Annotated in this window: 17 protein-coding genes and 1 tRNA gene; 7 read left to right on the forward strand and 11 right to left on the reverse strand. The window is 52.5% G+C overall.

Annotation, left to right across the window (positions count from 1 at the left end; genetic code table 11):
- Nucleotides 1–48: 48 nt before the first annotated feature.
- On the reverse strand, nt 49–915 hold the full coding sequence (gene gloB, locus DU000_RS00105) for a hydroxyacylglutathione hydrolase (protein WP_114401352.1): 867 nt from the start codon (nt 913–915) through the stop codon (nt 49–51).
- Between the two features lie 71 nt (nt 916–986).
- On the opposite strand from gloB, the gene DU000_RS00110 reads away from it, so the two are divergent.
- Complete coding sequence (locus tag DU000_RS00110; protein ID WP_114401353.1) at nt 987–1739, forward strand: class I SAM-dependent methyltransferase; 753 nt, start codon at nt 987–989, stop codon at nt 1737–1739.
- Nucleotides 1740–1756: 17 nt separating this feature from the next.
- Nucleotides 1757–2212, forward strand: coding sequence for a ribonuclease HI (gene rnhA, locus DU000_RS00115; RefSeq protein WP_114401354.1), 456 nt, complete (start codon nt 1757–1759; stop codon nt 2210–2212).
- Nucleotides 2213–2222: 10 nt separating this feature from the next.
- Here the strand turns inward: rnhA and DU000_RS00120 are convergent, their stop codons facing one another.
- From DU000_RS00120 to DU000_RS00130, 3 genes are all read right to left on the reverse strand, one after another.
- Complete coding sequence (locus DU000_RS00120) at nt 2223–2819, reverse strand: DUF3299 domain-containing protein (RefSeq protein ID WP_114401355.1); 597 nt, start codon at nt 2817–2819, stop codon at nt 2223–2225.
- Nucleotides 2816–3193 carry a 6-pyruvoyl trahydropterin synthase family protein gene (locus tag DU000_RS00125; RefSeq protein ID WP_114401356.1) on the reverse strand — a complete coding sequence of 126 codons (378 nt, stop codon included), beginning with the start codon at nt 3191–3193 and terminating at the stop codon, nt 2816–2818. The genes DU000_RS00120 and DU000_RS00125 overlap by 4 nt, the downstream gene beginning before the upstream one ends.
- Before the next feature lie 91 nt (nt 3194–3284).
- On the reverse strand, nt 3285–4451 hold the full coding sequence (locus DU000_RS00130; protein ID WP_114401357.1) for an aminotransferase-like domain-containing protein: 1167 nt from the start codon (nt 4449–4451) through the stop codon (nt 3285–3287).
- 73 nt (nt 4452–4524) lie between these two features.
- Between DU000_RS00130 and DU000_RS00135 the strand changes: the two genes are divergently transcribed.
- The 4 genes from DU000_RS00135 (at nt 4525) to DU000_RS00150 (ending at nt 7704) form a co-directional block, all read left to right on the forward strand.
- Entirely contained in the window at nt 4525–5514 is a 990-nt protein-coding gene (locus DU000_RS00135) for a DMT family transporter (protein WP_114401358.1), read from the forward strand.
- A gap of 17 nt (nt 5515–5531) precedes the next feature.
- On the forward strand, nt 5532–6506 hold the full coding sequence (locus DU000_RS00140) for a quinone oxidoreductase family protein (RefSeq protein WP_114401359.1): 975 nt from the start codon (nt 5532–5534) through the stop codon (nt 6504–6506).
- A gap of 30 nt (nt 6507–6536) precedes the next feature.
- On the forward strand, nt 6537–7565 hold the full coding sequence (locus DU000_RS00145; RefSeq protein ID WP_114401360.1) for a ketopantoate reductase family protein: 1029 nt from the start codon (nt 6537–6539) through the stop codon (nt 7563–7565).
- A 63-nt stretch (nt 7566–7628) separates the two neighbouring features.
- Nucleotides 7629–7704, forward strand: a tRNA-Phe gene (locus DU000_RS00150).
- An 84-nt stretch (nt 7705–7788) separates the two neighbouring features.
- On the opposite strand, the gene nosR is transcribed toward DU000_RS00150, so the two are convergent.
- From nosR to DU000_RS00180, 6 genes are all read right to left on the reverse strand, one after another.
- Nucleotides 7789–9099 (reverse strand): response regulator c-di-GMP phosphodiesterase, NosR family, encoded by a 1311-nt coding sequence (nosR, locus tag DU000_RS00155; RefSeq protein WP_205073987.1) that lies wholly within the window; start codon nt 9097–9099, stop codon nt 7789–7791.
- Between the two features lie 32 nt (nt 9100–9131).
- Nucleotides 9132–10070 carry an HDOD domain-containing protein gene (locus tag DU000_RS00160; RefSeq protein ID WP_114401362.1) on the reverse strand — a complete coding sequence of 313 codons (939 nt, stop codon included), beginning with the start codon at nt 10068–10070 and terminating at the stop codon, nt 9132–9134.
- 8 nt (nt 10071–10078) lie between these two features.
- Nucleotides 10079–12337 (reverse strand): EAL domain-containing protein, encoded by a 2259-nt coding sequence (locus DU000_RS00165; RefSeq protein ID WP_114401363.1) that lies wholly within the window; start codon nt 12335–12337, stop codon nt 10079–10081.
- The gene (locus DU000_RS00170) at nt 12334–13446 is read right to left on the reverse strand and encodes an ATP-binding protein (RefSeq protein WP_114401364.1); all 1113 of its coding nucleotides are present in this window, start codon (nt 13444–13446) and stop codon (nt 12334–12336) included. The genes DU000_RS00165 and DU000_RS00170 overlap by 4 nt, the downstream gene beginning before the upstream one ends.
- A 129-nt stretch (nt 13447–13575) precedes the next feature.
- Entirely contained in the window at nt 13576–14577 is a 1002-nt protein-coding gene (locus DU000_RS00175; protein ID WP_114401365.1) for a class 1 fructose-bisphosphatase, read from the reverse strand.
- An 87-nt stretch (nt 14578–14664) separates the two neighbouring features.
- The gene (locus DU000_RS00180) at nt 14665–16569 is read right to left on the reverse strand and encodes a B12-binding domain-containing radical SAM protein (RefSeq protein ID WP_114401366.1); all 1905 of its coding nucleotides are present in this window, start codon (nt 16567–16569) and stop codon (nt 14665–14667) included.
- A gap of 118 nt (nt 16570–16687) precedes the next feature.
- Between DU000_RS00180 and DU000_RS00185 the strand changes: the two genes are divergently transcribed.
- On the forward strand, nt 16688–17329 hold the full coding sequence (locus DU000_RS00185; protein ID WP_114401367.1) for a MarC family NAAT transporter: 642 nt from the start codon (nt 16688–16690) through the stop codon (nt 17327–17329).
- Between the two features lie 86 nt (nt 17330–17415).
- Here DU000_RS00185 and cphA read toward each other — a convergent pair whose 3' ends face one another.
- Entirely contained in the window at nt 17416–20025 is a 2610-nt protein-coding gene (gene cphA, locus DU000_RS00190; RefSeq protein ID WP_114401368.1) for a cyanophycin synthetase, read from the reverse strand.
- Between the last annotated feature and the right edge of the window lie 66 nt (nt 20026–20091).

A 20091-nucleotide genomic window follows, 5' to 3' on the forward strand; every position in this document is an offset into this window, starting at 1 on the left:
AGTGAGCAGGCAAGACCGCATCAACTTTATCCAAGTTTCCCTAAGTCATCAGCGTGGCGGCTGAAATTGATCTTTCTGTGAGCGCATTTCTTTAAAGCAAGCGAGTGCCGCTGCTGCCCCAGGCGCAGCGTAGCCCATGACGGCTGTTTGTAAGGCGGCCTCATGACAACGCAGGAAAGGGTTCATCTGCAATTCATGCGCGAGGGTGGTGGGCACTGTTGGGCGTTGCTCGGCGCGCTGGTTTTCTACCGCTTGCCGATAGGCCAGCAAATTCGCCGCGTGTGGTTCGAGGTGGCAGGCAAAGGCGAGATTGCTGAGGGTGTATTCATGGGCGCAGTAAATATGGGTATTGCCCGGTAGTGCGCTTAACCGAGAGAGTGAGGCATTCAGGGCCTCGACTGTGCCGCCCAGCGCTGAAAAAACGCGGCCACAGCCACTGGCAAATAAGGTATCACCACAGAAGAGGGCGGGGGCGGTAGCGTCTTCTAGGTAGTAAGCCAAGTGCCCCCCAGTATGCCCTGGGACCGGGATAACCTGAATCGGGGCAAGGTCTGCTGGCATGGGCACGGTCGTCGGGCCAGCGAGCCGATGCGTTAAGTCGGCAATGGGTTCATTGTGAGGCCCATAGACAGGGACATGCGGGTAGGCTCGGCGTAATTGCGCCAAGCCGCCAATATGGTCCGGATGCTGGTGGGTAATGAGAATTTGATCTGGTGCGCATTGGTGCTGCGCCAGCCAGCGCAGCACTGGCTCAGCTTGGCCGGGGTCGATAAGGGTGATGACGGCGGCCCGTTGCCAAATGGGGGCGACCGGTTGCTTAATGACCCAAATATAGTTATCGCGGTAGGCAGGCAGGCCATGCACCGTAAAATTAGGGTGAGTAGTGATATGCTCGTGGCTGGTTTCAGTCGTCATGCGGCTTTTTTCGTCGTGTGTTTTGTTCAGTGAGGCAATCCGTGCAACTCCGCGATCAATCTATTCTATCCATGATTGACTGGTTTCAGTCGCCACCGGGACAGTATGTCTTGCAGTGGGAGCAAGAGCAATTAGATAGTGTGGTCGCTGATTTATTTGGATTCCACGCTTTGCAGTTGGGGTTGCCTGAATTAGATGCCTTGCGCGCCAATCGTATGCCATTTGTGGTCTATGCGGGCGATCATACGATTGATCGCTCGGCAGATTGGTTACCCGCAGACCATGTGACGTTACAAACGGCGCTGGTCTCTTCTTATGAAGAGTTACCTTTTGCCTCACAGTCGATTGATTTGATTGTGATGCCGCATGTGCTGGAATTTTCGGTCGATCCGCACCAGGTCCTCCGTGAGGTAGAGCGGGTGCTGCTACCCGAGGGCTATGTGGTGATTACGGGGTTTAACCCTTTCAGCCTCTGGGGGTTGCGGCAATTTGGGTTGCGCGGCATTTTGCCGCCGATATTGCCGCAAGCGCAGCAGTTTATCGCGCTGCCCCGGATCAAAGACTGGCTCAAACTCCTCAGCTTTGAAGTTCAGCGAGGTCGTTTTGGCTGCTACCGCTTACCCTGCCGGCAAGCGAAGTGGATGGGGCGGGCAACCTGGCTTGAGCCCGCTGGCGATCGTTGGTGGCCTGTTTGTGGTGCGGTTTATTTGCTAACCGCGGTTAAGCGCCAACGCGGGATGCGGATGATTGGCCCAGCTTGGAAAGACAAAGCGAGTAAAGCGCAGGCCCTGGCCCCCGCACTACGCACTCCCCAGGGACAATAAATGGCAATGGCAACAAAATGAAACAGGTAACGATTTATACCGATGGGGCTTGTAAAGGGAATCCTGGGCCAGGCGGCTGGGGGGTGGTGTTGCGTTATGGCACGCGCCAAAAAACGCTCTGTGGCGGGGCGCGCGAAACCACCAATAATCGGATGGAGTTACAGGCGGTGATTACGGCATTGCAGACATTAAAAGAGCCGTGTCAGGTGGTTTTATATACTGATTCGAAATATGTCTTGCAAGGGTGGAATGATTGGCTGCCCAACTGGAAAGCGCGCGGCTGGAAAACGGCAGATAAAAAACCAGTAAAAAATCTCGATTTATGGCAGGCGCTTGATGCGGCGGTGCAGGGCCATGTCATTGATTGGCAGTGGGTGAAGGGCCATGCTGGCGAGCCGGGCAATGAATTAGCAGACTCATTAGCCAATCAGGGGGTTGCCGCTGTCATGGCACAACCCTCTGCGGTTGAGTAAGCCGGCACGTCTATGGCTTAGACCCTGGTTTTTCTTGATAGAGGGTGAGTTGTTCCCCTTGCATCTTATAACCCGCTGTACCCATCCCGGTATTACTGCGTGCGACTTGCAAGGCGCCTTGTACCCACACGGCATCCATCAATTTAACTTGGCTGACAGGCTTCGCCATGGTGACATGAATCACTTGATTGGCAGGGGGTGGGGGCGTATGGATGCAGGCACCAAAGTAAGGCACCAATAAAAATTCTCTGACTTTTTCACCGGCAGGGTCGAGCGTTACGACGAAGCCCGGAATGCGAATACGTTTGCCATGCCAACGAGGCTCAATTGGGGCTTGGTCCCAAGCCTCACGCAGGCGTTGCAAGGCTTGAATCGCACGCGGATCGCTGTCTTTGAGCTTGCTGTAGTCAAAGGCTTTCAAGCCTGCGGCCGGGTCCCAATCTTTGGGCATCAGGTCATCCCAGGTGATGGTTTGTGCCGACTGACTGGTTGCGGTGTTTTGTGCCGGCACTGTTGGCTTAGGTTGGGCCTGACTGAACGGCGTGGTTGAGAAACACAATACTAGAACCACGCCGACCAACAGCGGGCGGCGAATCGCGATGTTCATGTGCCGTAATAGCTGCAACTGTCACCCGTGAGAACGCGCTCAACAGTGACGCGGTAGAGACTGGCCAAAGTCGGTTGCAGTTGCCGCCAAATGTATTGGGTTAAATTTTCCAGGGTGGCTGGCCCGAGATCGGCCACTTCATCGAGCAAATGATGATCCAATTGGCTTTGCACGGTGTGTAGTTGCTGCCGAAAAGTATGTAGATCAAGCAGCATGCCGGTGGTTGGGTCGGCGATCCCGCGTACCGTGACTAGGGCGCGGTAGCTGTGGCCGTGAATACGCTTACTACCGAGGACTGCTGCTGGGTCAGCAAGGTAGGCACGGTTAAGGGTATGAGCCGCTTCAAAAATAAACGATTGGGTTAGTTCATGCATGAGAGTGAGCGCGCGCAGCAAAGCAAAATTGAGCCAAATTTTAACATGCAGCCTTTGGCGAATGGTGCGTTGGCTTGTGGTGCTCTATCGCTTAGTCGCGTGCCGGTCGGCTGCTCTCAGTGAGCAGTGCGTGCAAACGTTGCAAGCCCAGTTTGATTTGCGCTGCGTTGCTGTGACTGAAATTAAGCCGCATCGCCGGATAAACTTGAGACGTGTCGGCAAAGAAGGGTTGGCCTGGCATGAAGGCCACTTTATTTGCCAGCGCTTTTTGCAGTAGTGCCATCATGTCGTGTTGCTGTGTTAACCGAACCCAGAAAAACAAGCCTCCCACGGGGCGTTCCCACTGGGCCAGCGCCGCAAAATCTTGGTTCAGACAGTCTGCCATGATCTCGCGTTGCTGCCGGTAATGTTGCCGTAATGCGTTTAGGTGCGCAGGGTAAGCTGGTGATTGTACAAATTCGTTCAGCAGATATTGCCCCCAGCGATTGCTGTGCAAATCACTGGCTTGCTTGATTTTTAGCAGCGCATCATAGAGGGCTGGATGGGCTGCCAGGTAGCCCAGCCGCAGACCTGGGATGGCGACTTTTGAGAAACTGCCCAAATACACCCATTTGGCACGCTGCAAAAAGCTGCAAATAGGCGTACGTTCACAGTCCTCGTAAACCAGCTCACGATAGGGGTCGTCTTCGACTAGGCCAACCTCAAATTCATCTAACAGACTGGCAATCGCCTGCCGCGTCGCCAGGCTGTAGCATTGTCCAGTGGGGTTTTGGAAGGTAGGAATAAGATAGACAAACGCAGGCCGTTCGCGTGCCAGCTGTGTGCGCAACGCGGCTAAATCGGGGCCTGATTCACCCGGTTGCAATTCAATCAGCCGTGCGCCAAAAAAACGGAAGCATTGGGTGGCTGCCAAATAAGTAGGGCGCTCCACCATGACTGCGGTACCCGGATCAATACATAGTTTGCTGATTAAATCGATGCCCTGTTGTGACCCTGCGGTGACAAGAATCTGTTCGGCGCTTACCGGTAAGCCCAGCGTTTGCAGATGGGCGGCGATGGTCGCCCGGAAAGCGGGCTCTCCCTGACTTTCACCATATTGGTTAAAACGCGCAGGAATCCGGCTAAGATCGAGTTCTGGCATACAAGCGGCAGCCGGCAGGCCGCCTGCGAAAGAAATCATGTCGGGTTGCTGGGCGACAGCTAAGATTTCGCGCACCAGTGAGCTACTGAGATGTTGTGTCCGAGTCGACAATTGCATTTTTAAGTATCCGCTTAACTTTTAGCGTAGTATGCCCCATGCAAACTTTTAAGTAAACACTTACAATCATCGAATGCAGACTGCCCCTTCTCCAGTAACACCCTCTGAAGTGTCTCAGGCCGCGATCATGCGTCGGCGCTATCGACTCGGTCTGTTAGCCGCGCTGTTGGGCGCGGTGTTGTTTTCGGCCAAGGCAATTATCGTGAAGTTGAGCTATCGCTATAACGTCGATGCAGAGACCCAACTGGCGATGCGGATGGGCCTGGCCTTGCCTTTTTTTGGTTTGTTGTTGCTCTGGGATAGTTATCGGCAACGCGTCAAAGGCGCTCAATTACAGACAGCCAAGCCTTATCCCAAGGGTTGGCGTGCGATAGGTCAACTCGTGATTGTGGGCTTACTCGGCTACTATGCGGCCAGCTATCTTGATTTTTTAGGGCTACAGCACATCAGTGCCGCGCTGGAGCGATTGATTCTTTTTCTTTACCCAACTCTGGTGTTGTTATTTTCACGTTGGTGGTTTGCTAAACCGATTCGACGTGAGCAATGGTGGGCCTTGTTGATCAGCTACGCCGGGATTGGTTTCGTCTTTATTCACGACGTGCAGTTAGGCGGCGCAACCGTCGTCCTGGGCGCCATGCTAGTTTTTGCCAGTGCGATCTGTTATGCCTTGTACTTGGTATTTTGTGGTGAGCTGGTGAGTCGCTACGGTAGTTTACGGCTGACGGTGATGGCGACAACCGTGGCGGCATTGGCTTGCTTGATCCAGTTTTTTCTGTTGCGCGGTGCAGCGGGCTGGATGACTGTTTTAGCTTACCCTTGGCCAGTTTACGGATTGGCATTGGTCAATGCGTTTTTTTGTACGGTGTTACCCGTTAATTTAACGATGCTCGCGATTGCATACTGCGGCGCGGGGGTGACGTCGCAAACGGGTATGGTGGGGCCGCTAGCGACAATCGTGCTCGGTGCGCTGTTACTGGGTGAACCAATTTCTGTCTGGCAACTTGTGGGTGCTGCGGTGGTATTGCTGGGGATTTACTTACTGAGTCGATATCGTTTTCAATGAGGAAAAAGGAGAGTGTCATGGCTTACGCGATTCGTGTTCATCAAACCGGTGGACCTGAGGTATTGCATTACGAAGCGGTGGAGGTGGGGATGCCAGGGCCGGGGGAAGTCCGGGTTAAGCACCATGCGATTGGCCTCAATTACATTGATGTCTATTTCCGCACGGGGCTTTACCCACAGCCTTTACCCGGGGTGATTGGTAAAGAAGCTGCAGGGGTGATTGAAGCGGTTGGCCCAGGCGTGGAAGAAGTCGCGGTGGGCGACCGAGTGGCTTATGCCTGTAATCCCAATGGCGCCTATGCGACCGAGCGGGTGATGCCCGCCAGCCATTTGGTTAAATTACCGGATGCGATTGATTTTGAAACAGCGGCAGCCATGATGCTGCAAGGATTAACCGCGCAATATTTATTACGCCGTACCTACCCAGTCAAAGCGGGTGACACTATCCTGATTCATGCTGCAGCGGGCGGGGTAGGGTTGATTGCCTGTCAGTGGGCGCGGGCGCTGGGCGCCACCGTGATCGGTACGGTCAGTACGCCAGAAAAGGCCGCACTCGCGCAAGCGCACGGTTGTACGCATACGATTCTCTACACCCAAGAAGATGTTGCCCAGCGGGTGCGGGCGCTGACCAATGGCCAAGGCGTGCCAGTCGTCTATGACTCTGTTGGTAAAGATACGCTGATGGCGTCTTTGGACAGCTTGCAGCCACGCGGCTTGTTTGTTTCATATGGCAACGCCAGTGGGCCGATACAGAACTTTGATCTTGGTTTGCTGGCGCAAAAAGGCTCGCTGTATGTGACCCGACCAACCTTGTTTTCCTATACAGCGCAGCGCACCGAATTACTTGCCGCCGCGCAAGAGTTGTTTGACGTTGTGCTAAGTGGCCAGGTAAAAATCAGTGTCAATCAACGCTTTGCATTGGCCGATGCAGCAGCGGCACACCGGGCCTTAGAAGCCCGACAGACAACTGGCTCGACCATCCTCCTGCCATAACCTGTCCGTGGATTAAGCAAGGAGCGAGCAGTGGCATCTAGAAAAATTACCATCATTGGTGCGGGGGCAGTGGGCGGGGTGATCGGTGCGCGTTTGGCGCTGGCCGGCCATACGGTGAGCTTGCTGGCGCGCGGCGCGCATCTGGCCGCGATTCAGAAAGATGGCTTGATGTTTGACGACGTACCGCATGATGCAAGCCATGTTGCGCGAGTAACAGCCAGTGATAACACCAGCACTTTGGCTGCGATGGTGGGGGTGCAGGATGCGCTGATCATCGCGCTGAAAGCCCCGGCCATTCCAGCGATTTTAAGTAGCCTGCAGCCCTTGGTGGGGCCTGATACGGTGGTGATTCCGGCTATCAATGGCATTCCCTGGTGGTATCCCTATGGGCAGCATACTGCCACGGCTGGCTCAGCGCTCACCACGATGCCGCCGATTCTTGCGGTTGATCCTGACGGTCTGGCGTTAACCCGGCTTGCCGGGCAGCATATTATCGGAGCTGTGGTGCATTTCGCCGCCAATATGCCGGCCCCTGGACGGGTGCAGCTGTCTTCTTATCAGCAAGTCATTTTGGGTGAGCCAGTCGGTGGCCTGTCGGACCGGCTGTCGGCTTGGCAAGCGCTATTCAATGAGGCGGGACTGCTGTGTGAGCAGACGCCAGACATTCGGCTTGCGCTATGGACTAAGTTACTCGGTAACTTGTCTTTCAACCCTGTTACTGCGTTGACGGGCTACACCTTGGTGGCGGCTGCCAGCGATCCTGGTACGGTCGGGATTATCACCAGCATGATGCAAGAAGGAATCGCGGTCGCTGCTGCCTGCGGCGTGCAAATTCAGATGAGTATTCCCGAGCGCATTGCGATTGGGCGAGGCCTAGGCCCGGTTCGCACTTCGATGTTGCAAGACATGGAAGCCGCTCGGCCACTAGAAACCGGGGCGTTAATCGAAGCCGTGATTGAACTAGGCCAGCAACATGGCGTGCCTACCCCGACTTGCAGCTTGGTGTTGGCCTTATTGCAGGCAGCTGTGCTGGGCCGACAACGAACCCGCCAAGAATGATGCGCCAGCGTTACTCAACAGTTGGCCTGTGCGGCTAAAAGGTGTATAATATTGGTCTTAGTTGGCTCGGTAGCTCAGTCGGTAGAGCAGAGGACTGAAAATCCTTGTGTCGGTGGTTCGATTCCGCCCCGAGCCACCAGTATTCATCAACGCCCCGCTAGGGGCGTTTTGCTTTTCTAAGGCAATGTCTGCTTTCCAGACGGCACTTTGCTGCTGACGCCCCTCATTCACGGTAAACCACCACATCAAGCAAGTGCCCATCGGTGCGTTCAAAGCTCGCGAGCTGGCGAATCAAATCATTATCTAACTTGAAGTCTTTGGCGAGCAGCAGGATACCGCTGTGGCTGATCAAGTCTTGCGCTAGGACCATTCCCGCACGGAGGGCATCCGTTGAAAGCGTTCTAACCGGGCGCTGGATTGCCTGTTTTTGGGCGGCATGTTCTTGGCTTAAATAATCGACGACTCGTGGGTCATACCGTTTTCCTTTATGCGCATGGATAAAATCACGAGCGTCCTCAGCGCTGAGTTTTTTAGGGCTGATCAAGCCCATTTGCAACTCATCGAAATCTTCTGCAACAGCTAAAATGCGTGCGCCTAAAGGAATCCCTTCCCCTGCGAGATTGTCTGGATAACCCTGACCATCATAACGCTCATGGTGCAGGCGAATCAGTTGGGCGGCGGGTCGTAGCTCTTCCAAACTCATCAGCGCAGCCTCGCCTTTGGTCACGTGTTTAGCAATTTGCTTTAGTTCCTCGCTCTGCATCGTGGTGATCGGTTTAATCATGAGGTGATCGGGTAAACCAATTTTGCCAATATCATGCAGCAGCCCAGCAAAAAAAATAGTTCGACATTCCGCTTCATTTAAGCCCATACGCAAGGCAATGCCCTGTGCCAAATCAGCGACACGCTTTGAATGTCCCGCCATAAGCGGGCTACGCAGTTCGATTAAATTAGCGAAGGTTCTGACCGCGTGGGCAAAGGTGGTTTGTAAGTGCTGATGCGCGAGATCTAGAAAAGAATAGGTCTGCTGTAATTCTTTCGTGCGATCTTGCACGCGCTGCTCTAATTCATCATTCAAACTTTGCAAGGCATGATTCTGCGCTTGCGTTAAAGCTTGTAAGCGGCGATTTTCATCGGCCATGGATTTGAATTCAAAGGCCTCACGTAAAATCGCCAAGACCTCTTCATCATCCCATGGCTTGCTGATGTAACGATAAATTTTGCCGCGGTTAATGGCGTCAATGGTCGCCCGCATATCCGCATAGCCTGTTAGTAATAAACGAATGCAGTGAGGCTGTAACGCGCGGATCGTTTCCAACGTTTGCGCACCATCAAGACCCGGCATCCGCATATCACTGATCACCAGATCAAATTCTTTTTCACGGCAGAGTGCGATCCCCGCTTCGCCAGATTCGGCAACCTCTATCTGATAGCCGTGGGGTCTAAACAGACGCCGTAAAGCGTTCGTGATCCCCACCTCATCATCAATCAACAAGAGCCTGGGTTTGGGCGTGAGGGAGTCTGAATCTGACACAGAAGCTTCAGGGGGGGGAGAAGAAACCGAGTTCATGACATTTTTAGTTGAACCAAATGACACAGCGATAAATAAATCAAACGCATATCTGGAATTAACGGCAATAGGGCGGTAGATTCAATCTCTAATTCACGCATCGCCAATTCAGCCAGATGACGCTGGTTTGCTGGTAATAAGGCAAGTAAGGTGTCCATATTGGCCTCCCCTTCGCTATGGCAGGGTTGCGTTAACAGGGGGCTGATCGCATCAGCCAGGCACAGGACAGCGGCCAGATTTTTTTCAGCCAAGCCTAAGTTGAGGGTAGGACGCTGCGCTTCATGGTGATAGTGGATGGCGTGGCAGATCGCATTCGGTAACCACCAGCGTTCACAAATTGCAGCACCAAGTTTGCTGTGATCGTAGCTAAAAATGCGCTGTTCCGCTTCATGCGCCATGAGTTTTTCGATATGAATGAGTTGCGATACCTGGAGGTAGCGACTTTCCCAAGTCACTGCCATCATGAGTTTGCCAATATCATGCAAGATTCCAGCGACAAAGGCAGCGTCAACAGAAATGGCTTGTGGATGGCTATGGTTCGCGAGTACATAGTGAGCGATAGATTGTGCGCCTGCCGTTGTTGCGAGGGTATTACGCCAAAACTGCTCGGGGTCGAGCCCCGTTTTTGGTTGCGGCTGCAAGGCTGACATGACGGTACCTGCAATCACTAAGCCTCGCGTATGGCGCAGCCCAACAATTAAAATCGCTTCTTCTATCGATTCAATGTGACGCTGCATACCAAAAAATGGCGAATTGGCGACGCGTAAAATACGCGCCGTCAAGGCAGGATCAAGTCGGATATGTTTTGCGAGCTCGGCCGTGTTTAACTCATCGCTCGTTAGTAATTGCAGCTCTTTAATAAATTCACTGGAAAATGCCGGTAAGTTGCGGGCTTCCAGCACGGCATCATCAAATTCTGGGTGAATGTTATACATCGTTGCTCCTAATCACTCGGCGTTAAGATCCGTTGTAATAACAACAGCATCCCTTCAGCTTGAGAATGCTTCCCCATTCGCCTTAAGGTGACTTTACACGGCGCGTGCTGAATGATCTGCCAGCCAGACCATTCCGTTTTCTCACCAACACGGAATTTCATGATTTCATGAACCAGATTGATTGGCAGGACATTAAGAATCAACTCGCCGACCAACCCTTCACCACGACTTAACCAGCAATAGGCTGTTTCATTGGCGGTGGCAATCATGTCGTTGTTGTCGATGCCAATAATCCCCATTGGTAGGGTGTCTAACATTTCCTGCGTGATCCTTAAAAATTCCAGATCACGTGCAGCTTGTTCGGTCTTTTCTTCAACACGTTTTTCAAGGGTGTGATTCAAGTGAATCAGCGATTGATTGGCAGTTTCAAGAGCAGCTTGTAAGCGTTCATTCTCCGTTTCAATATTAAGACGTCGAAACGCTTCGGCAATATTGGCGCGCAGTTGTTCATCATCCCAAGGTTTGGTCAGAAACTTATAAATCGCTCCTTGGTTAATGGCTTCTGTAATTGATTGGACTTCTGTGTAGCCAGACAGCACCATGCGCATGGTTTTGGGATGTAAATCTTTTACTTTTTTCAGGAATTCGGTCCCACTCATGAGTGGCATCCGCTGATCTGAGACGACAACATCAATCCGATTAGCCGCCAAGATTTGAAAGGCTTCTTCGGGGTCGGTGGTGGCAAAAATCACATAACCATCTCTACGCAGGGCCCGCTTCAAGGCCGCAAGAATATTAGGTTCATCATCCAATAACAATAATGTGGGTTGGTTTTGATGCCCAGGGGGAAGCAATTTACTTAAAAAACTCTCCTGTTGGATTAACTGGAGGAAGGTATTCTGATCTTGCGGCGGCATAAACCAGGGGCCACGCATCAAGTGGCACCCATTCCGCTGCAACATGGCGACTTGGGCTTCCATCTGCACGCCATCTGCAATCGCATCCTTACTCATCCAGCGGGTAATACTCAAGATGGATCGCACAATCGCATGGCTATTACTATCGCGATGAATATGTTTAACAAAATCTGGTTCGATGCAGACCCCATCAATCGGGTAGGCCTGTAATTCTGCCAAACTCGCGGAACCCGAGCCAAAGTGGTTGATGATGAGTCGAAAGCCACTCTGCTGCATCATCTGTAGAATCGGTAAGACCTTTTCTGGGTCCTGGCGCAAAACATTTTCTGTCAGACTAAATTGAATTTGCTGTGGTTGAATCATCAACCGCTCGCATTGCTCACATAGATTACGGTGGAAGTGAGGCTGCGCGATCTGCTCAAAGATTAACGGTAACGTAATGCCATCAATACTGAAATGTTGATTTCTGAGTAAGTGCCAGAAAGCCGTCGCTTGCTCTAACCACCAGTCTCCCAGCACTCTGGCATAGCCCAGTTGCCCGCTCAGTGTTAGGATTTCACTGCTACTTAAAGATTGGTAATCTGCATGTCGCCAAATCAGGCTGGTATCGAGATAAATGACCTTGCCTTGCAAGAGATCGATTTCTGGTTGGAAAGCCAATTCAAAGGGCAGCGCATGCTGACTCGTCACCGGCGCTACCTCATTAAACATAACCATATTGGCGGTATCTCGCCGGCTCTTCGCCAAGGTTTCAAGCGCTGCTTGCAGCTGGACATTTAGGCGCATTTCCTCATAGACGTGGCGGCCCAGCTCTGAGCTATACAGCACCCAACGCTGATAATCATGACTGAGGGCGGCGGAGAGGGCTGATCGGGCCGCCTCTAAGAGTTGTGGCGCTTCTGTACCATGCTGATTAAATAATGCAACCCCAATCTTGGGGTGCAATTGAATATTGACTCCTCCCGAACGAGTAGGAATGCTGCAAGCAAACAAAATTTGTTCTGTAATTTGTTCCAGTAAGTCTAAACTTTCCAGCTTACCAAGCCATAAAGCAAAGCGCGAATAAGCAAAGCGACCTACAACGATATTGGCTACGTGAAGTTGTTTGAGTTGCTGCGTTAAATCCCGTTGCACCCAATCGAGCGCGTCATCATCGACGTATTGCGATAGACCAGCCAACCCAGGGTCGAGCATAAAACACGCACCTAGCTGTTCCTCTGGTTGGTTAAGCAGTTGATTATCCAGCCACTCGGTAAAGGGGATACGTAGTGGTAAGCCACTTTCCATATCACACTGACCACTGCTGAAGTGTTGATAAGCATTCGTGGCCAAATTGGGGGAGTGATTCATTCTTTGCCTCCAGTGCGATTGGGGCTAAGCGATTCGACTGCTGGCGTCTCCAGCGGCAACAAAACCCGGAACGTGGTCCCGACGTCCAGCTCGCTCTCCACCTCGATTCTGCCGCGGTGTTTTTGTACAATGCCATAAGAGAGTGAAAGACCTAAGCCTGTGCCTTGCCCCACCGGTTTAGTGGTAAAGAATGGATCAAAAATACGATTAAGATTTTCTTCGGGGATTCCTTTGCCGGTATCCCGAATTTCAACACTAATCCAGGGCTTATCGAATAAGCTCAACGTCTGCGTACTCAGAAAAATATCGCCCCGTTCCTCAATGGCATGCGCCGCGTTGACCAGTAAATTCATAAAGACCTGATTCAGTTGTGACGCTTGGCAGAATAATTGGGGAATCTCGCTGTATTGTTTGTGTACCGTCGCCTTGTATTTGATCTCGTTATTAACAATATTCAGGGTGCTATCAAGGCCGCGATGTAAGTCTGTCCAGCCCCATTCCCCTTGGTCTACATGCGAGAAGTCTTTGAGATCTTGCACAATTCTCCGAACACGTTGAATCCCATCCTGGGACTCGTTCAACAGGGCCAATACATCTTCACTGAGATAATCCAGATCAGCTTCTTGTAATTTTTTAGTGGCATTCTCTTTTTGATTCGGGTCATCAAGTGCTTGCCGTAAGCTCTCGATGACCGCCAGTAAATCATCGACGTATCCTTTTAGGCTTGATAGATTGGAATTAACGAAGCCAATCGGATTATTTATCTCGTGGGCAACGCCAGCGGCAAGCTGGCCAATCGAAGCCATTTTTTCTGATTGCAGCAGCTTGTTATGCGTTTCCTCTAAGCGACTAATTAGTTTTTTTTGTTCCGCTTTTTCTCGTTGTAATTGCTCTTCGGCGGCTGAGCGAATCGCTAACTCGCGTTGCAGCACGCCATTCCTCTCGGTTAATTCCATTGAGAGTTCAGCCAGAGAATTTTCGATACGCCGCTGCGATTGTTCTTTACTATCGTAGGTATGATCAATTACCTCGATCAGTCGCCGCATTTTCCCGAGCATCGGAGAATCTCCCCAATGTTCCCGAATTTGCTGTTCAAGTAATGGATGCATAGCTTGCCTCCCGGTTATCGGTGAGCTGGCACAACTTACACAGGTCTCCTGAACCTAATAACGTCGCGGCAAGCGAAAAAAAAAGGGCAACGATGTCATCGTTGCCCTAATTTCTCTGTAAGAAAAAAATTACAGGTCAGTTTGATGGTATTGCGTTACCTGCGCTACCTCTTCCTTGGAGCCGAGAAAAACGGCGACGCGTTGGTGGAGTTTTTCTGGTTGGATTTCTAAAATGCGTTGATAGCCATTTGTTGCAGCGCCCCCCGCTTGTTCGACAATAAAGCTCATGGGGTTGGCCTCATACATTAACCGTAACTTGCCTGGCTTGTCAGCTTCCCGATTGTCGCGGGGATACATAAATATACCACCACGATTCAAAATACGATGAACATCTGCAACCATAGAAGCAATCCAACGCATGTTGTAATCTTTGCCACGTACCCCTGTTTTTCCCGCCAGCAGTTCACCAATATAGCGTTGTACCGGCGCTTGCCAATGGCGTTGGTTAGACATGTTGATCGCAAATTCCTTGGTCGTAGTTGGGATTTGAATATTCTCTTGCGTCAACACAAAACTACCTTGTTCACGATCGAGGGTGAAACCAAATACGCCATTGCCGGTGGTGAGAATCAGTTGGGTTTGCGGCCCATAGACTGTATAGCCAGCGGCGACCTGTTGTGTTCCCGGTTGTAAAAAAGCCTCTTCTGTACCCGCCATGCCATCTGGGCAGCGCAAGACCGAGAAAATCGTCCCGATAGAAACATTGACATCAATATTCGATGAGCCATCCAAGGGATCAAACAAAAGGAGATAAGCACCCCGTGGGTATTGCCCTGGTATTTGATAGGGATGCTCCATTTCTTCAGAAGCCATGCCCGCTAAATGCCCACCCCATTCATTGGCTTCGAGCAAAATCTCGTTGGAGATAACATCCAGTTTCTTTTGTGCCTCTCCTTGAATATTACCGGTGCCAGCTTCGCCCATGATATCGCCGAGGGCTCCTTTAGAGACAGCGTGACTGATGGCTTTACACGCCCTTGCAACCACTTCAATTAACAGGCGTAAGTCCGCAGAGATAGTGCCAGCATGCTGTTGTGTGATGAGGTGACGACTAAGTGAAATTCGAGACATGATTTTCCTATTGGCGGTAATAACAATGGGGTAGATTTTAGCTTGAATCTGTTTCAGGAAAGGCCGAGTTGCTCCATGATGAGAATGCTATGGCAGGGGCATTAAGGCGCGTTCGATAAAGTCGCGTGGCACCGTAGGTCGTGGTACTTTGCCACTAAACCACGTGCGTACATTCGCTTCCAGACCAATCCCGTGCATATAGTTGTACAGTGCTTTGTTGAGTGCCTGGCCTAGGCTATCGTGATCGACGCCCGTTGGGTCAATAAAGCCCACATCATTCTTCGCAAAATTACCTGCCGGTAACGGTAATAGCTGAATGCCGTACGCCTCTGGGTTCTTGCCCACGGGTGAATGCACGGTGCAAGCAAAACGGTGGAAGTAGCCGGATTGTATGCATCCAGCCGCAAAGAGCTGGCGCACATATTCCAGCGCATCTACGGTGTCTTGCACGGTTTGGGTGGGAAAGCCATACATCAAGTAGGCATGCACCAGAATGCCCGCATCGCTAAAGTTTTTGGTCACACGGGCGACTTGCGCTACCGACACGCCTTTTTGCATCAGTTTCAGCAGGCGATCCGAGGCCACTTCCAAGCCACCACTAATCGCAATGCAGCCGCTATCCGCCAGCTGCTGGCACAGTTCAGCACTAAACGATTTTTCAAAACGTACATTGCCCCACCAGGAAATGGCCAGATTACGCTGAATAATTTCTGCGGATAAGGCTTTGAGAGCTTTCGGTGGCGCGGCTTCATCCACAAAGTGAAAACCCGTCTGCCCTGTTTCTGCCACAATAGTTTCGATGCGGTTGGCCAGTTCCTGGGCGCTGGCGTTTTCATAGCGGGCAATATAGTCCAGGCCCACATCGCAAAAGCTGCATTTTTTCCAATAGCAGCCATGCGCCACGGTCAGTTTGTTCCAGCGACCATCACTCCACAGGCGATGCATGGGGTTAAGCATGTCCAGCAAGGACAAATAACTTTTCAGGGGTAGGCCATCCCAGGTAGGTGTACCGACTTCCGCAAAAGGGACATCGGGTTCGGCCCAATTGATATAGCGCACCGCCCCATCTTGGCGGATAAAGGTGCGAACCAAGCGTTGCGGCCCGCGCTGGCCAGCGAGGTGCTCCAGGAGTGCCAGAATTGGACGTTCACCCGCATCCAGCGTCACGAAATCCACATAATCAAATAAGCGGGGTTCGCCCAGTTCACGCAGCTCGGTATTCACATAACCGCCGCCCAGCACAACCTTGGTCTGTGGCGACTGTGCCTTAATCGCCTGCGCAATCCGCAGGGCGCCATACACCGAACCGGGAAAGGGCGCCGAGAGTAAGACCACCTGAGGCTGATGCGTGGCCAGTGCCTCGTGGGTATGGGCAATCAAGACCTTATCAACGAGGGTTAAGGGTGCCGCGAGCGCTTGCGCGAGCGGTTCAAACGTGGCTTGGCTACTGGCTAGCGATTCGGCATAACGGACAAACTCAAAGCGGCTGTCAATCGCATCACGAATCACATCCGCAATATCATTCAAATAGAGCGTGGCCAAGTGCCGCGCGCGATCTTGTGCGCCCAGCGCGCCAAAGGCCCAGGCCAGCGGATCGCCAGCATCTTCAACGTAAGCCTGTAGGGATTCAAAGCGCGGCCCTTCGGGTAGAAAGCGGCGGGTGTTAATGCGATGCGCGAGCGTGCTGTCTTGCCCTTGTAAAAATTGCAGGGTGGGGCCGATGGTGGCACGATACGCGCCAAACTGTTCGAGAAACAGGGCAACCCGTTCCGTCACTTCGTCTTCTTGCTCAATCTCATCGGCAATCGCATCTAAGCCGGTGGGAGAGAACAGGGTCAACACGGTTTGCAAGGCCAGATCAGCCTGGCTTGCGGGCACGTGATGTTGACGTAAAAAACCTGTGAGATAGGCGGTGGAAGGATAGGGTGTGTTGAGCTGGGTCATCGGCGGGATCAGCGCCAGCACACGTAGAGAGAGGCAAGGTTCAGACATAGCCCGCATTATCCCGCATGCTGCAAAGATCGGTCAAATAAGCTCGATCAAATTAGGTAGGGCAATCTGCGCACAGAGCACGTACAATAAGTGCTCTACTATTTTAAGAACGATCCCTATGTTTGAAAAAACACTGCTGCATTTCCTACTGGGCGGATTTATTAGCTTGATTACCATCACCAATCCGCTGTCTAAAATTCCTTTATTTATCAGCCTCACGGCGGGCTCTACGAGCAGCTTACAAAAGAAAATCGCGCGCCAAGCTTGTCTCTACGCCTTTTTCATCATGTTGGTGAGCTTGTTTGCGGGGACTTTTATTCTGGATTTTTTTGGCATTTCCTATGGTGCGTTACGGATTGCTGGTGGCATTACCGTGGCGATTGTCGGGTACCGCATGTTATTTGAAACGGCGAACACGCAAAGTGCGAGTGAGCATCATCACCGCAATGTGGCATTCTTTCCCTTGGCATTGCCCTCCATTAGTGGGCCGGGCACGATTGCCGTGGTCATTGGTATTTCGACTGAAATTGCCGAGCTCAAGGGGATTCCTGCACGCAGCTTGGCCTATTCGGGAACTGTCCTCGCCTTGTTGATGACATGTTTGGTGATGTGGCTAACCTTGCGCTCAGCCCAATATGTCTTAACCATGATTGGCCGGGAAGGGATGGAAGCGATGACCCGTATGATGGGATTTTTGCTGATCTGTGTGGGCGTTCAATTTATGGGCTCTGGTGTCCGTGCCTTTATGGCAGGTGCTTAAGCCTCATCATCGCAACCTGCCAGCGGCTGGCTGTCATCGCTTGAAGCCAACATCAATCGGCCTCAAGCGATGCATCAGAAAAGTGACTAACTTTGGCATTGTCTGCCGATGTATTCCAGCGCGACATCGACCTGATCAATCAAAATCAAGCATAAATCGCCTGGGTTTAAGCGGGCCAATGCGGCATCAATTGCCACAAATTCCCCAGTGATTTCTTGCGTATGCGTGGTGCGTTTCGCGCCTTGCAGCCCGGCCCGCAATAGCGCTAGCACCTCGCCATCTTCACGGCCACGCTGGCAGGCATCCTGGTACAGAATCACGTCATCAAAGGCCGCCCCCAGAATTTCAGTCTGCTGTCGAATATCTTCATCGCGGCGGTCGCCGGCACCACTAATCACCACACTCCGTTTCGCCCCAGCCGGTTGAGGCATTTTATCAATCGCTTGAACGAGGGCCAAAATCGCATCTGGGTTATGCCCATAGTCAGCAACCAGCGTCGCCCCCCGATATTGAAAGAGATTGAACCGACCCGGTGCTGTTTGCGCATCACTGACAAAGGTTTTTAGGGCTTGGTGCAATACGCTCCATGCCAGCCCCAGCCCCCAACCCGCGCCAATCGCTGCCAAGGCATTTTCTACCTGGAAGGTGATTAAACCATTGTGGGTCAATGGAATATCGGCTAATGGAAAAACCTGCCGTTGCTCACCCTGTGCCGCGATCAGGTCTGTTTTATCCAGATAGACGACCCGTTCGCCGCGCGCCCAGTGCTCCGCCAAAACAGGATGGCGCTTATCCATCGCGAAGTAAGTGACTTTACCGGGGCACACATCAGCCATATTGGCGACCAGTGGGTCAGCCGCATTGAGCACTGCCATGCCATGTGCATGCACATTCTGAACAATCACTTGTTTCACTTGGGCAATTTCTTCTGCTGTATGGATATGGTTCAACCCTAAGTGGTCGCCTTGACCAATATTGGTCACGACCGCCACATCACAGCGATCAAACCCCAGCCCTTCGCGCAAAATGCCGCCGCGTGCTGTTTCAAAGACAGCCGCATCCACTTGGGGATGCAACAACACATTCCGGGCGCTACGGGGGCCACTGCAGTCGCCATTGTCGATACGCCGATAGCCACCATTCAAATGCAATGGGCCAGGCACATACACCCCATCAGAGTTCGTCATGCCCACGCGCTTGCCGCTGGTTCTCAACATATGCGCCAGTAAGCGCACCGTGGTGGTTTTGCCATTGGTCCCCGTTACTGCGGCGACTGGGATACGGGCATTCTCACCCGGGGCAAACATCGTGGAGATAATTGCCTCACCGACCGCCCTACCTTTACCAAACGAGGGCGACAGGTGCATCCGCAAGCCAGGTGCTGCATTCACTTCAACAATGCCGCCCCCTTGCTCTTGCAGCGGTTTAAGCATGGTTTCGCAGACCACATCAATCCCGGCAATATCGAGCCCCACCATCTGGGCCGCCGCAATAGCGGCAGCAGCGACTTCAGGATGCACATCATCGGTCACATCCGTCGCTGTGCCACCCGTGCTTAAGTTGGCATTGTTGCGTAACATCACCCGTGCGCCTTTGGGTGGAATCGACGTCGCCTCGTAACCTTGTTTAGCGAGGGTGGCAAGGGCAATTTCATCGAAGCGAATTTTCGTTAACGAGGTGGCATGGCCTTCACCACGACGGGGGTCCCGGTTCACTTGCTCGACCAAGGCTTGCACGGTGTGAACCCCATCTCCTAGCACCTGCGGCGGGTCACGTCGTGCCGCTGCAACCAGGGTTTTGCCGACAACCAATAAACGGAAATCGTTGCCATGGACATAGCGCTCAACAATCACATCAGAGCCATATTGCTCAGCAACGTTGAAGGCCGCCATGATTTCAGCGGCTTGCGTCAACTTGACGGCGACGCCTTTCCCTTGATTACCATCACGCGGTTTGACCACCACCGGTACACCCGGGGCACCAATCTCTTGCGCTGCGACCCAGGCATCCTCAGCATCACGGGCAGTTCGGCCATTCGGAACGGGCACGCCGGCTGCATGTAGGAGTTGCTTGGTCAGCTCTTTATCTTGCGCAATCGCTTCAGCGACCGCACTGCTAGCGTCGGTTTCGGCCGCTTGAATCCGGCGTTGCTGGCTGCCCCAACCAAATTGAACCAAACTGCCTTCTGTGAGGCGCCGGTAAGGAATACCGCGGGCCACTGCCGCATTCACAATGGCGCCAGTGCTGGGGCCAAGGCGAATATCTTCATCCAAGTCATTCAAGGCTTTAAGCGCTGGGGCCAGTGCAAAGGGGGTGTCATCCAGCGCCGATTGGATCAGTTGTTGGGCATAGTCAAAGGCAAGTTTGCCCACTTTTTCTTCGCTGTATTCGACCACGACTTGATAGATGCCTTCATCCAAGGTGGCGGTTGTCTGACTGAAGGTAACCGGACAGCCGGCTTCAGCCTGCAGGCCCAGCGCAGCAAACTCAAGGGCATGCGCCAGGGTCAAGCATTCTTCTCGTTCAGCTGGTTCGATCAGGGCGATTTCTGGAAAACGCGCCCGCAAGCGTGTTTCAAATCCTGGCAGGTTAGCGATATTTCGCTCTTCTGGGGCACATTGCACCACGGCCGCAATTGCCGTGTGTCGGCCCCATAAATTGGGACCCCGTAAAGCGCGGATTCGAGAAACTTCCATAATATTCCTAGCGTAATGCGTTCAAAAGTCGATAACACGAAAACCGAATCAGCTTATTGAGCTTAC

The organism is Parvibium lacunae (assembly GCF_003335215.1).
Taxonomy (GTDB): domain Bacteria; phylum Pseudomonadota; class Gammaproteobacteria; order Burkholderiales; family Burkholderiaceae_D; genus Parvibium; species Parvibium lacunae.